This window comes from Halobacterium wangiae (assembly GCF_021249345.1).
GTDB lineage: Archaea > Halobacteriota > Halobacteria > Halobacteriales > Halobacteriaceae > Halobacterium > Halobacterium wangiae.
On sequence record NZ_CP089588.1, the window covers coordinates 1,934,000 to 1,947,887 of the forward strand.

Sequence of the window (13,888 nt, forward strand, 5' to 3'; positions counted from 1 at the left end):
ATGTCTCGACGGCACGACGGCCGGGTCCCGACCGACCTGGCGATCATCGCCCGGGACATCGGTTCGCTCCTGTCGATGGAGGCCGGGCTGATGGTCGTCACCGCGGCCGTCGCCGTCGGGTTCCAGGAGTTCTACGCCGTACTGGCGTTCCTGCTCGCTGGAGGAGTTACGGCCGTCGTCGGTGGACTGGCCCGAACCACGTTCGCCGACGCGCCGAACCCCAGGATGAAACACGGCATGGTGATCGCCGCAGGCGGCTGGCTGATGGTGGCCGCCTTCGGCGCACTCCCCTTCCTGCTGACCGCGTGGGTGACACCGCCAGCAGTCATGGACACGTTCGTTCCGGCGGGCATGGACACGGGCGCCTGGGAGCCGATCGGAGTCAGCGGCACCACGACGCTCTCCAGTCTCGCGTACTTCCGGAACCCACTGCACGCCTTCTTCGAGAGTATGAGCGGCTGGACGGGGAGCGGCCTGACGATGGCGATCCACGAGCCCTCCCTCCCCCGTGCGATCCAGTGGTGGCGGTCGTTCATCCAGTGGGTCGGCGGCGTCGGCGTCATCGTCCTCACCGTCTCCATCCTCTCCCGACCGGGAAGTGGGAGTTACGCGCTCTACCGGAGCGAGGCCCGCGAGGAGAAGATCCACCCGAGCGTCGTCTCCACCGTCCGGACGGTGTGGAAGCTCGTCGTCGGCTACACGCTCCTCTCGTTCGTGCTGCTGTTCGCGGCGATCCGCGCCAGCGAGTTCGGCAGCACCCTCCCGCTGTGGGAGGTCGCCTGGCAGGCGCTCAACCACGCGATGACCGGCCTCACGACCGGGGGGTTCTCCGTCACCGACAACTCCATCGCGACGTACGACTCGCCACTCGTCGAGGTCGTCCTCCTGCCGATCATGATCCTGGGCGCTATCGCGTTCCCCGTCCACTACGTCGTCCTGCGGGACCGGACGCTGGGTGAACTCGTCTCGGACCTCCAGACGCGCTGGCTGTTCGTCCTGCTCACACTGGGCGTCGTCGTGCTCTCGATACAGAACGTCCTGTCCGTCCCGGCAGCGGCCGACGCGTTCGCCACGCAGTCGTTCCTGCCGTTCTCGGTCCCGACCCTCGACGGGGCGGCACTCGACGCGATCCGGGACTCGACGTTCCAGTGGGTGAGCGCGATGAGTGCGACGGGCTTCCAGTCGGCGCCGATCGGACGCTGGTTCGCCGGCGGCAAGGTGTTGCTCGTCGGAGCGATGATACTGGGTGGCGCTGCAGGGTCGACCGTCGGCGGCATCAAGATCATCCGCGGGTACACCGTCGCCCGCGGCATCGTCTGGCAGTTCTCCCGCGTCTTCCTCCCGGAGAGCGCCGTCATCACCGCGAACATCGGTGACCGCACGCTCGACCGCGAGGCGATGGAGCGGGAGTTCAGCGAAGCGGCGATCGTCACGCTCCTCTGGGTGCTCGTCCTCGTCGCCAGCAGCCTCGTACTCGTTAACGTCGCCGGCCCGACGTTCACCTACGTCGACGCGCTATTCGAGGTCGCCAGTGCACAGGGCAACGTCGGCCTCTCCTCGGGCATCACTGGCCCGACGATGCACCCGCTCGCCGAGGGGATGTTCGTCCTCAACATGTGGGTGGGCCGCCTCGAGATCATCCCCGTGCTCGTGTTCGTCCGGGCCGCACTGTACGGACTGGACCCGTGACGCGCTCCGGGTGACTCGCGGACCATCGTGCCGGCTGGAGCGGTCGGGTCGCCACAGGGTCCAACAGTTATGGTCACAGGCGCAAACTCCAGCGTATGGACGACCGAGACGACAACTCCTCGGAGTCACTGTTGGGGAATCTCGTGGTGCCGGTCGCGGACGAAGACGACGCGGCGGCCACGGCACGAGCCCTGGACGCGTTCGACCCGGACCGGGTGACTGCCATCTACGTCGTCGAGAAGGGCGAGGGCGTCCCGGACAAGACGCCCGTCGAGCAGTCAGAGCACGCCGCCCGCGCCGCGTTCGCGAGCTTCCAGGAGTGGTTCCCGGAGGCAGACAGTGAAATCCGGTACGACCGAGACGTCGTCGAGGCGGTCGTCGAGTTCGCTGGCGACGTCGACGCCACCGCCATCGCGTTCCGGCCGCGCGGCGGCAGTCGAATCACGCAGTTCCTCGCTGGCGACAGGGCCCTCCGGTTGATAACCGAGGCCGACCGCCCGGTCATCTCGCTCCCGCTCGCGGACGAGTGACCCGGCCGACGACCCTACTGCTGGAGGCGCCTGACGAGCGCTTCACGGATCGACATCGGGGCGTTCTCGGAGCCCCGGACCATCGCGACCGTCCCGTCGGTACGCTCGCCGATGGTCTCGGGGATCGACCCGAACAGCGCCTGTGAGACGGCACTGGAGCGAGTCGCACCGACGCAGACCGTATCGAAGTCGTCGGCGACTGCCAGGATCGCGTCTTCGACGTCGCCGTCGACGACCACCCGCGAGGCGTACTCCACGTCGTCGAGTGCCGCCCGTTCGACGAGTGAGTCGATGACCTCCTGCCCTCGTTCCTCCGGGTCGGACTCCTCGTCGTCGGACTGCTGGACGTTCAGGAACGTCAGGGAACTGTCGGGGGACATCGACGCGAACTCGGCTGCACGCTGTGCAGCGACCGGCGCGTGCGGTCCCTCACCGGCGAGGGCGAGGATGTCGCCTTCGCCGCGCGTTCCCTCGGGGCCCAGTTTGACGAGGGTCACCTCGCAGGGCGCTCTCACGACGACCGGGTCGATGGTCGACCCCAGGATGTGCTCGCGCCTGCTCCGCGCGCCCTTCCAGCCGAGGAGGACGTGGTCGGCGTTCTCCTCCGCGACGACGTCGAGGATCACCTCGCCGGCGTCGCGACCGACGATGGCACGCGTCCGCAGTCCGATGTCCAGTTCCTCGGCGATGGTTCTGGCCTCGTCCAGCAGTTCCTGCTGTCGCTTCACACGCGTCTCCTCGAACTCCACGTCCTGGGAGAGCGAGGTCTGCTGGGGGACCTCGATGACGTTCACCGCGACGACCTCCGCGTTCTCGTCCTCGTGGACGTGCGCGTTCGCCGCGGCCATCCGGAGCAGGTCGCGCTCGGTCGTGGGGTTCGCGACCGGGACGACGACCCGGTAGCGGCCCTCCCCGTCGGTGACAGCACTGGGTTCGGGCGCGATCGCCTCCCCGACGAACCCCTCGCCGGGGGCGCGGTCGCGGGCGTAGCCGACGTACCAGAGCACGCCGACGACGACGATGACGCCGCCGATAGCCTGCACGATAGTGTCCATCTGGACGAGGATCGCGATGCAGGCGAGGAACCCGAGGATCGGAACGACCGGGTAGAGCAGCGACGGAATCCGGAACGACGGCTCGTAGTCGGCCGGCTCCGCACGACGCAGGACCACGACCGCGACGTGAACCAGGGCGTACGTGATGAGGTACATGAAACTCGCGACCTCCGCGAGCGTCCCGACGCCGACGCCGACTGCGATGAGGACCAGCGTGATGATGCCCGTCGCCGTGATCGACCGGTAGGGCGTCCGGAAGCGGTCGTGGACCTCGTTGAGCCAGTTGACGAAGATGCGGTCACGGCCCATGGCGAAGTTGACCCGGGCGGCCGACAGGATGCTCGCGTTCGCGCTGGAGACGGTCGCCAGCACCGCACCGATGATCATGAGGAGTGCGCCGAGCGGCCCGAAGAACGCCTCCGCGACGTCCGCGACCGGTATCTTCGAATCCGCGAGCGCGTCGATCGACAGCGTCCCGGTGGAGACGAACATCACGCCGACGTACATCAGGGTCGGCGTCACGACAGCGGCGATCATCGACAGCGGGAGGTTCCGACTCGGGTTCTTGATCTCCTCCGCGCTCGTCGCGATGACTTCGAACCCGATGAACGTCACGTACACCGTCCCGATGGTGGCGGCGACACTCGCCCACCCGAAGGGGTTGAACTCCCCGATGGTCGGGTCGCTGAGGAACCCGAGGCCGAGGAACGCGATGATGAGGCCGACGAGCGTGAGGACGATGACGTTCTGCAGCGCGCCGGTCTCCTTGACGCCGTAGTAGTTGACGCCCGTGAGGATCGCGGCCATCACCAGCGCCGCGACAGTGATGCCCAGCTGGCCCCAGCCGGCGAGGAACCCGACGTACTGGCCGAGACCGGGGAGGAGGTACTGGCCGAAGCCGATCATGTAGAACGCCGAGGCGAAGGTCAGTCCCGCCCACATCCCCCAGCCGACGATGCTCCCGAAGAAGGGGCCGAGCGCACGGTTGACGTAGTAGTAACTGCCGCCGGCTTTCGGCATCCCCGTGGCGAGCTCGGACAGCGAGAGTGCGGCCAGCAGGGAGATCAGGCCGCCTGCGAAGAAGGAGACCATGCTCGCGGGGCCGGCGTTCTCCGCGGCGATGCTCGGCAGGACGAAGATACCCGCTCCGATCATGGTCCCGAGACCGATCGTGTAGGCCTCGAGGAGGCCCAGATCCCGGGCTAACTCCTGGTCTTCCTCACTCATTATTCGTCCACCCGGTCGAATGCATCCCTGATGAGGGTGGCGAAATTCCCGTAGCGGCTGGCTCTGTCGGTACTCGGCTTTGTGCTTCCGCTCGCGACAGAACGCCACTCGTTGTCGAGTGGGTGAACGGCGGGCGTCCCCCAGAGTTCGGGCAGGACTCGCGTAGCGTCGGCGTCGACATACCGGGCCAGATGGAGCCGAGTGGCTTAATCAGTTCGGCGGTCTCGGAGCAGTACGACCCCGAACGCTCCCCACCTCACCGGTGGCTCCCTAAATCCAGCGGGAGAGGACGGAGTCGTTCGTGTTGCGGTGGGCCGTCAGTATCGGCCCCGCCTCGGGGTTCTCCTTGACCTCGTCGGTCGTGTACCCGAAGAGGAACCGTCGGAGTTTCCCCTTCTCCGGCGCTCCGAGGATCGTCGTATCGTGGTACTGGGAGTGTTCGATGATCTTCTCAGCGGGGTCTGGCGCCCGGGTGACGTGGTGGTCGACCCTGACGTCGTCGGCCATCCGGTACTCGTAGGCGTCGAGCAGTCTGTCGGCGTCGGCCGCCTCGCGTTCGGGAGCGTCCTCGGCGATGACGTGGAAGAGCTCGACCCAGCAGTCGTAGGACCTCGCGATCGCCTCGGCGACTCTCGTCGCGAGTCCCGAGTGTGGCCCTTTCGCGACTGGTACGAGGATGCTCGACGGCGAGTCGAACCTGTCCATCCTCGTCCCGACGACGGTGTGGCAGTCCTTCGCGACCGTCTTCTCGTCGCGACCCAGGGAGAAGAAACTCGTCTCTTCGCGGTCGACGACCGTCGCCGTGATCGAGCGGGAGGCGACGAACGAGTCGAGGAGCCTCGACGAGTACGGTTTCTCGGCCTGGACGACCGGGACGGGGAACTCGTCGCGGATCTCCATCTTCAGCTCCGCGTCGTGGCGAATCGCACTGGAGTCCGCGGTCTCGCCGGGGTCGACGGCGTGCAGGAGGTAGAGGTCGCCGTCCGACCCGAACGCGATACTCGCCCCGAGCATACTCGTCTCGGCTTGGTTCACGGCCTCGCGGAACGGAACGAGGACCCGTTGGTCCTCCGACGGCCACTCCAGGTCTTCGTGGCCGAGCGCCTGTGGCCACGGCCGGTCGTCCGAATTGATGCTCATAACCATCAGTTCGGTACACAGTGGTATAAAGAACCACCCGAACCGGAGCAGCCCCGGCTCCCGGCTCCAGTCGTGCCCACGAGCTGATATCCGTCGGAGCCCGAGTAGACGTATGAGCGAGCGGGAGGCGGACCCCGGGTCGCGGTCCGGCAACGTCGTCTGGCAGCTGTACACCGACTACGCCGACGGCAGCCGTCGCTACGCCGTGATCGGGACGGTCGCGACCCTGGTCGGCAGGGCGATGGGGCTGGTGCCGGCGCTCGTGATCGGGCTCGCCGTCGACGCCATCTTCCTGGCCGAGCGGCCGTACGCGCTCCCGTTCGTCCCGGCCGGGCTGGTTCCCGAGGACCCCACCGGGCAGCTCTACTTCTCCATCGTGGTGTTGCTGGTCGCGACCGGGAGCGGCGCGGTGGCGACCTGGGTCGAGGACTGGGGGTGGGGCGTGTTCGCCCAGCGCGTCCAGCGGTCCCTCCGGGTCGACGCCTACGACAGCCTCCAGGGCCAGGAGCTTGCGTACTTCACGCGCCGGCGGACGGGCGATCTGATGAGCGTGCTGAACAACGACGTCAACGCCCTCGAGACGTTCCTCGAGGACGGCCTCAGCGCGACGATCTGGATCCTCGCGACCGTCGTCGGTATCGGCGCGATCCTCGTCGGACTCAATCCCTTGCTGACGGCAGTCGCGCTGCTCCCGGTCCCGGTGCTGGCGGCGTTCACGCTCGTGTTCACACGCATCGTCGAGCCACGCTACCTGGGCGTCCGCGAGCAGATCGGCGACCTCAACGCCCGCCTGGAGAACAGCGTCAGCGGCATCGAGGTGGTCAAGACCCAGGGCGCCGAGACCTTCGAGACCGACCGGGTCCGGGCGGCCTCCGACAGCTACCTGCGAGCCAGCCTCGCGGCCATCCGCGTCCGCATCACGTACTTCCCGGGCCTGAGCGTCATCTCAGGGGTCGGCTTCGCGGTGACCTTCCTCGTCGGCGGGCTGTGGGTGCTCGGCGCGGCGCCGCTGGGCGTCGGCGGGACGCTCACGCCCGGGTCGTTCGTCACGTTCGTCATCTACGCACAGCAGTTCATCTGGCCGATCATCCGGCTGGGGAACGTCGTCGACAGCTACGAGCGCGCGAAGGTCGCCGGGATCCGCGTCGACGAACTGCTCGCTCGCCAGCCAGTCGTCGACGACCGGCCCGACGCCACGGACCTGTCCGTCACCGACGGGGCCGTCGCGTACGAGGACGTCACCTTCGCGTACGGCGACGACGCCGTCCTCAGGGATATCGACTTCGCCGTCGAGGGCGGGACGACCGTCGGGGTCGTCGGGCCGACGGGCGCCGGGAAGTCGACGCTGCTGAAACTCCTCCCCCGGCTGTACGACGTCGACGAGGGCGCAGTCAGCGTCGACGGCCAGGACGTCCGCGACGTCACCACGAGGAGTCTGCGGCGCTCGATTGGCTACGTCAGTCAGGACCCGTTCCTCTTCTACGGCACCGTCAGGGAGAACATCAAGTACGGCAGCTTCGACGCGACGGACGCCGAGGTCGAACGGGCCGCCGAGCGCGCGCAGGCGGCCGAGTTCGTCCGGAACCTCCCGGAGGGCTACGACACGAAGGTCGGCGAGCGCGGCGTGAAACTCTCCGGGGGGCAGCGCCAGCGGCTGGCCATCGCGCGGACGATGCTGAAAGACCCCGAGATCCTGATCCTCGACGAGGCGACGTCGGCGGTCGACACCGAGACCGAGGCGCTGATCCAGGCGAGCCTCCAGGAGTTCGCCGCCGACCGGACCACGTTCGTCATCGCACACCGGCTGTCGACGATCCGTAACGCCGCTCGGATTCTCGTCCTCGACGAGGGCCGGATCGTCGAGGACGGCACCCACGAGGAGCTGCTCCGGGCGGACGAGCTGTACGCCAACCTCTGGCGCGTCCAGGTCGGGGACATCCAGTCGCTCCCGCCCGGATTCCTCGAGCGCGCGCTACAGCGCCAGTCGACGGTCGTCAGCGACGAGGACGACGGACGCAGTCGCTGACCACCCCGGAACGGATTCGACCCCGAGTGAGCCACGGCTACTGCTCGACTACTTGCCCTAGGGAGGTGCTGTCCCGCCCGGTTCAGAGCGTGCTGAACCGTTCTTCGGCCCACGGGTTCGCGGTGTTCGAGTAGCCGCGTTTCTCCCAGTAGCCGCGCCGGGGTTCGGTGAGGAACTCGACGCTGGTCACCCACTTCGCGCCCTTGTAGGCGTACTTGTGGGGCGTGACGACCCGGAGGGGGCCGCCGTGTTCGGAGGGCAGTGGCTGGCCGTCGAACTCGACGACGAACAGCACCTCGTCGCGTAGACACTCCTCGAGCGGGAGGTTCGTCGTGTAGCCGTCGAGCGAGCCGAAGACGACGTGTTCGGCGTCGTCGTCGACGCCCGCCTGCTCAGCGATGGTCGGGAACGTGACGCCCGTGAACTCGTTGTCGAAGCGGCTCCAGCCGGTGACACAGTGGAAGTCCTGTCGCTGGGTCTCCTGGGGGAGGTCGGTGAACTCCGCCCACGAGTACGAGCGTTCGTCCTCGACGGCACCGGTCACCGTGAACTCCCAGGTCTCCATGTCCCAGGTCGGCGTACCGCTCTTCGACAGGACGGGGAAGCGTTCTGTTCGTCGCTGTCCGGGCGGGAGTCGGTCACCCCCGAACTCCTCGTGGATCGACGTGGGGCTGTCGTCCACCATACGACACGTAACGGGAATCAGCACCAAGAATGTCCGGTGTCGTCGACTTCGTGGGTGTGACAGCGGTGCTGACGTTTATTCTTCTGGCGACCGTAGGCTGGTGGTGGTGACGCTCGTGCCACTCATCCACTTCGAGATGGCGGACTCGGCCGAACGGACCCAGATCGGGGAGGGCCTCGTCCGGTTCGCGGTGCAGGCGGGCCGCCTGGAGACCGGCCGGGATGACGGGAAGTACTTCCTCGAACACGTCGACGGCTGTGGTGCCGGCGGGGAGCCGATCAGGCCGGGCGACGCGTTCTGCTTCGACACGGAGACGGGCGACGTCCTCTGTCTCGAGCACTGCGAGGAGCGACGCGAACAGGCGTGACGGCCGTGGACTGTCCCTGTACGGTGGGAGTCGGTGGCTCGGTGGGTGTGAGCTTCCGAAACGGCCATCTGTGTCCCGCGAGACAGTTGTAGACAGTCGATGGCCTGGATGCCGAGAACGTACGTCGATGCCAGGGTGAGCGTGGCCCTCACGGGCACCGTTCTGCGGTACATCGGCATCACGCCGCTGTTCCCGCTCGTGCTGGCGCTGTACTACGGCGAGGACCCCCTCCCGTTCGTCGCGGCGAGTGTCGTGATGGTCGGCGGCGGCGCGCTCCTCGAGCGGATGCGTGGCGACGACGGCGAACTGGGCAACCGGGAGGCGTTCCTCCTTGTGAGCCTGGCCTGGCTGCTCGTCCCGCTGGCCGGAACGGTGCCGTACCTCGTCGCGGGGACGGGCACCGTCGGCCACCCGGTCAACGCCATGTTCGAGAGCATGAGCGGGTTCACGACCACGGGGGCGACGGTCCTCGGACAGATCTCGATCGACCGACACGGCCACGCGATGTTGATGTGGCGCCAGCTCACCCAGTGGCTCGGCGGCATGGGTATCCTCGTGTTGATGGTGGCCATCCTGCCGCAGCTGTCGGTCGGCGGGGCCCAGGTGATGAACCAGGAGGCGCCGGGGATCTCCCTGGAGAAGTTGACGCCGCGCATCCAGGAGACCGCACGTGCGCTGTGGCGGATCTACGCTGGCTTCACGGTGCTCGCCGTCGCCGTCTACTACGCGCTGCACCTCGTCGACGTCGCGCCGAACATGGGTCTCTACAACGCGGTCGCACACGCGCTCACGACGCTCCCTACTGGCGGCTTCTCGCCGGAAGCCCGGAGTATCGAGGCGTTCTCGCCCGCCGTTCAGTGGACGGTGATGCCGTTCATGCTCGTCGCCGGGACGAACTTCGCGCTGTTCTGGTACGTCTTCCGCGGGGAGCCACGTCGACTCGTCGACAACACCGAGTTCCGTTCGTACCTGCTCGCGGTCGCCGGCTTCGGGGCCGTCGTCTCCGCGTTGCTGTTCCTCGGCGTCGGCCTGGCCGAGACGCCGCTGAACGTCGACGTCATCCCGGGCAACGTCGAGGACGCCCTCCGGCAGGGCCTCTTCCAGGTGATCGCCATCGTGACGACCACCGGGTACGCGAGCATGGACGTCAACGCCTGGGACCCCTCCGCGCAGACGATACTGTTGTTCGCGTACTTCCTCGGCGGCTCCGCGGGGTCGGCCGCGGGCTCGATCAAGATCGTGCGCTGGGTGGTCGCGAAGCGGGCCATCACTCGGTCGCTGTTCACGTCCGTCCACCCCGACGCGATTGTGCCGATACGGCTGGAGGGAAAGCCCGTCGACGAGGGGACGATCCGGGACGTCCTGGTGTTCGTTCTCATCTTCCTGGGGCTGTTCGCGCTGTCGACGATGCTCCTCTACCTCGATAGCCTCCGGACGCCCGACGTCTCGCTGTCCGGGCTGGAGGCGATGAGTGTCGCCATCGCCACACTCGGGAACATCGGTCCGGGTTTCGGTATCGTCGGCCCGATGAACAGCTTCCGGCTGTTCTCGGACGCGGGGAAACTCTACATGGTGTTCCTGATGTGGATCGGTCGCCTGGAGGTGCTGTCGGTGCTGGTCATCCTCACGCCGTCGTTCTGGCAGCGCTGACCGTCGACGCCACGTCCGGCGTGGGTCGTTCAGCTGGCACCAGTGGGCGTTCCGCTGGCGCTGCGGGGTGCTGTCTGGCGGTTTCGGACCCGCCGGGGTGATACCAATGCTTAATAATTTTCGGGGCTTCGGTTGCTACATGAGTGTCGTCAGCGTCTCGATGCCCGAGGAGTTGCTCGAACGGATAGACCAGTTCTCGGAGGACCACGGCTACACCGGGCGAAGCGAGGTGATCCGGGAGGCGAGTCGGAACCTCCTCGGCGAGTTCGAGGACAAGAAACTCGAGGACCGCGAGTTGATGGGCGTCGTCACGGTCGTCTTCGACTACGAGACGACGAGCGTCGAGGAGAAGATGATGCACCTCCGGCACGAACACGAGGAGATCGTCGCCTCGAACTTCCACAGCCACGTCGGCGGCCACCACTGCATGGAACTGTTCGTCCTGGAGGGCTCCCTTGAGGAGATCTCGACGTTCGTCGGGAAGATCCGGGCGACCAAGGACACGCTCACAATCGACTACTCCGTGCTGCCCGTCGACGACTTCGGCCCGCTCGCCGACATGAACTGAGCCCCGGTCGTCACCGGCACTGCGTCGTCGCCCCGGTGGTGCTTCCACCGCACCTAAGGACTCGGGGTGACAGCAGACAGTATGCGGAGTTTCACTATCACGGACGTCTGGGACATCCCTATCAGGATCAACACGTCGCTGTTGATCTTCCTCCCCATCCTCGCGTGGCTCATCGGGAGCGGCCAGCAGATCGAACTGTACGCCGGATTCATCGAGGGGTTCACGGGCACCGGCTTCGACCTGGCCCGCCTCCAGGCCGGGTCGATTCCGTGGGTCATCGGCATCACGGCGGCGGTCGGGCTGTTCGTGAGCGTCACGCTCCACGAGCTCGGTCACTCGTGGGTAGCGCTGCGCTACGGCATCGAGATCGAGTCGATCACGCTCTGGATCCTCGGCGGCATCGCGTCCCTGAAGACGCTGCCGAAGGAGTGGAACCGGGAGTTCTGGATCGCCATCGCGGGCCCCCTCACGAGTATCCTGGTCGGCGCGGTCTGTTACGTCGGCGTCCTCGCCGCCCCGGAGAGCCTCCCCGTCGTCCGGTTCGTCCTCGGCTACCTGGCGTTGACGAACCTGGTGCTGGCTGGGTTCAACCTCCTCCCCGCGTTCCCGATGGACGGCGGACGCATCTTCCGGGCGATCCTCGCCCGCAACCGGCCGTACGGCAGCGCGACGCGGATCGCGGCCCGGGTCGGCGTCGGGTTCGCGTTCCTGTTCGCCATCGTCGGCGTCCTCAACTTCAACGTCATCCTCCTCCTGCTGGCGTTCTTCATCTACGGCGCGGCGACGACGGAGTCGCGGACGGTCCTCATCGACGAACTGCTCGAGGGCATCACCGTCGGCGACATCATGACCCGGGACCCCGCGACCGTCTCGGCGGACACGACCATCACGGAGTTCGGCGACCAGTTGCTCCGTGACCGCCAGCCAGTCCACCTCGTGGTCGACGAGGCCGGCGACCCGCTCGGCGTCGTGACCCTCGACGACCTCAAGTCGGTCCGCGGCAAGGACCGCGCGACGACGCGTCTCGGTGACGTCGTGCGAACGGTCACTCGCGTCGAACCGACGGCCGACGCCTTCGACGTGCTGGCGCTGCTGAACCAGTCCGACAGCTCGAACGCGCTGGTCGAGGAGCGCGGGGAACTCGTCGGCGTGCTCTCGAACTCGGACTACGCACACGCGATGACGGTGCGCCGCGGCGTCCAGGGCGGCCGCGACTGACGCCCGGGCCGCCGCGCGTGTCGGTAGCGACCGAGGCAACTCTCGCGTCAACCACCTCACTCAGTGGGTCAAAACTTATTGGGGTAGCCAGGTTCGGGGACTACGAGACGAGAACGCGACCCGGCCCGGGCGGGCTCCGCGGCCACCGTCGACGGCTGTCGCTAGACCGCCCGGGGGGTCCAGGGGCGCACCAGAACGACCGACCATGGAACCACCGGACATGAACTACGACTGGCAGCAAGAAACGGGCGTCTCGATGGACGACGTCGGCGGGATGGACGACCTGAAGAGGGAACTCGACCAGCAGGTGGTCCGCCCGCTGAAGACGGACCGCCAGAAGGCCGCAGCGCTGGACATCAGCGCGCCGAACGTCCTGTTCTACGGGCCGCCGGGGACCGGCAAGACGTACATTGCGAAGGCGCTCGCGACGGAACTCGGTCTCCCGTTCGTGAAGATCAGCGGGGCGGACGTCCAGTCGAAGTGGATCAACCAGAGCGCCGGCGAGGTGAAACAGCTGTTCGAGGAGGCGGAGACGCAGGCCAAGCGCGAGGGGGGCGCACTCATCTTCCTCGACGAACTGGACTCGGTCCTCAAGAGCCGCAGCGAGGGCGAGGCCCACGAGGAGGACCGGAAGGTCGTCAACGAGTTCCTGAACCACCTCGAGGAGACCAAAGAGCACGACGTCGTCTTCATCGGCGCGACCAACCGGTTCGAGAACCTCGACGAGGCAGCGATACGGCGGGGTCGCATCGACAAGAAGATCGAGATCGGTCTCCCCGACGAGGACGCACGCGCACAGATTCTGGAGGCCCGTCTCACTCGCCGCCGGTACCGGATCGCCGAGGAGAACATCCGGCGAATCGCCCAGAACACCGAGGAGTACTCCGCCGCGGACCTGGAGGGGATCGTCGAGGAGGCGGCACGGAACGCGGCGTTCGAACGCGACGACGACACGATCGTCCTCGAGGACTTCGAGGCCGTCGACGCGTCGCTCGTCGACGGGACCGACCCCGACCGGGCTCCCTCGGAAGTCCTCGGCGATCCGCCGGCCGAGCAGGGGACCGACGCCGACGACGGGAGGGGCGGTGCACAGACCTTCAGCAGCGACTACCGCGTCGTCAACTTCGGTGACGAGGCTCGACGGATGCTGCTGTACGACATCCCCCGCGACGACACTGTCTGGGTGAACACGGTGGGCTACGACGACGAGGTCAGGTCCGTCCTGGCGTCCGTCGAGAGCGGCAACGTAGTCGAAGCGACCGTGACCGACGGCCGCGACGACAACGAGTACTGGGACCTCCTGGACGTGAGCATCGTCGACGACGCGGTGCTCTACTTCGTCTCGACGGACGGCTACGCGCCGGGCCCGACGGACGGCATCTGGGCGGAACGGGCGGCCGGCAGCGACGTCGTCACGGCCGGCCGTCGGGCGGAGGACGGCACCGTCCGCTACGAACTCCAGCTCCAGGCGAAGCGGATCGACGTCGGGGACGGCGAGGTCGTCGACACGTACGCGAACATTAAGCGCGGCGAGTTGCTCACCGGGCCGTTCTTCCGCGGGCACGGCTGTGACTACCTCCCGGACGGAGCGGACGCGGTCGTCGTCGTGAACCCGGCCGACAAGCCGTACCTCGCCACGTACCTCTTCCCCGGGGAGAACGAGAAGTTCGAGGAGATCTGGGGAGCCCTCTACGACTACGTCGAGGCGTAGCGCACTGACTCTCCACTCCGAC

Annotated in this window: 11 protein-coding genes; 8 read left to right on the plus strand and 3 right to left on the minus strand. The window is 67.3% G+C overall.

Annotation, left to right across the window (positions count from 1 at the left end; translation table 11 throughout):
* Window positions 1-1,689, plus strand: coding sequence for a potassium transporter TrkG (locus tag LT965_RS10235; protein ID WP_232700703.1), 1,689 nt, complete (start codon window positions 1-3; stop codon window positions 1,687-1,689).
* A gap of 95 nt (window positions 1,690-1,784) precedes the next feature.
* Window positions 1,785-2,219 carry a universal stress protein gene (locus LT965_RS10240; protein WP_232700704.1) on the plus strand — a complete coding sequence of 145 codons (435 nt, stop codon included), beginning with the start codon at window positions 1,785-1,787 and terminating at the stop codon, window positions 2,217-2,219.
* Window positions 2,220-2,233: 14 nt separating this feature from the next.
* On the opposite strand, the gene LT965_RS10245 is transcribed toward LT965_RS10240, so the two are convergent.
* On the minus strand, window positions 2,234-4,501 hold the full coding sequence (locus LT965_RS10245; RefSeq protein ID WP_232700705.1) for an amino acid permease: 2,268 nt from the start codon (window positions 4,499-4,501) through the stop codon (window positions 2,234-2,236).
* Window positions 4,502-4,771: 270 nt separating this feature from the next.
* Window positions 4,772-5,641 carry a universal stress protein gene (locus LT965_RS10250; protein WP_232700706.1) on the minus strand — a complete coding sequence of 290 codons (870 nt, stop codon included), beginning with the start codon at window positions 5,639-5,641 and terminating at the stop codon, window positions 4,772-4,774.
* Window positions 5,642-5,753: 112 nt separating this feature from the next.
* On the opposite strand from LT965_RS10250, the gene LT965_RS10255 reads away from it, so the two are divergent.
* Entirely contained in the window at window positions 5,754-7,667 is a 1,914-nt protein-coding gene (locus tag LT965_RS10255) for an ABC transporter ATP-binding protein (protein ID WP_232700707.1), read from the plus strand.
* An 82-nt stretch (window positions 7,668-7,749) separates the two neighbouring features.
* On the opposite strand, the gene LT965_RS10260 is transcribed toward LT965_RS10255, so the two are convergent.
* Window positions 7,750-8,352 carry a sulfite oxidase-like oxidoreductase gene (locus tag LT965_RS10260; RefSeq protein ID WP_232700708.1) on the minus strand — a complete coding sequence of 201 codons (603 nt, stop codon included), beginning with the start codon at window positions 8,350-8,352 and terminating at the stop codon, window positions 7,750-7,752.
* 115 nt (window positions 8,353-8,467) lie between these two features.
* Here LT965_RS10260 and LT965_RS10265 point away from each other — a divergent pair, with 115 nt between their 5' ends.
* The 5 genes from LT965_RS10265 (at window position 8,468) to LT965_RS10285 (ending at window position 13,866) form a co-directional block, all read left to right on the plus strand.
* On the plus strand, window positions 8,468-8,719 hold the full coding sequence (locus tag LT965_RS10265) for a DUF8075 family protein (protein ID WP_349292070.1): 252 nt from the start codon (window positions 8,468-8,470) through the stop codon (window positions 8,717-8,719).
* 99 nt (window positions 8,720-8,818) lie between these two features.
* The gene (locus LT965_RS10270; RefSeq protein WP_232700710.1) at window positions 8,819-10,369 is read left to right on the plus strand and encodes a TrkH family potassium uptake protein; all 1,551 of its coding nucleotides are present in this window, start codon (window positions 8,819-8,821) and stop codon (window positions 10,367-10,369) included.
* 139 nt (window positions 10,370-10,508) lie between these two features.
* Window positions 10,509-10,937: a nickel-responsive transcriptional regulator NikR gene (gene nikR / locus LT965_RS10275; RefSeq protein ID WP_232700711.1), complete on the plus strand. Its 429-nt coding sequence runs from the start codon at window positions 10,509-10,511 to the stop codon at window positions 10,935-10,937.
* An 81-nt stretch (window positions 10,938-11,018) separates the two neighbouring features.
* Window positions 11,019-12,155: a site-2 protease family protein gene (locus tag LT965_RS10280; RefSeq protein WP_232700712.1), complete on the plus strand. Its 1,137-nt coding sequence runs from the start codon at window positions 11,019-11,021 to the stop codon at window positions 12,153-12,155.
* Window positions 12,156-12,360: 205 nt separating this feature from the next.
* Entirely contained in the window at window positions 12,361-13,866 is a 1,506-nt protein-coding gene (locus tag LT965_RS10285) for an ATP-binding protein (protein WP_232700713.1), read from the plus strand.
* Window positions 13,867-13,888 lie beyond the last annotated feature (22 nt).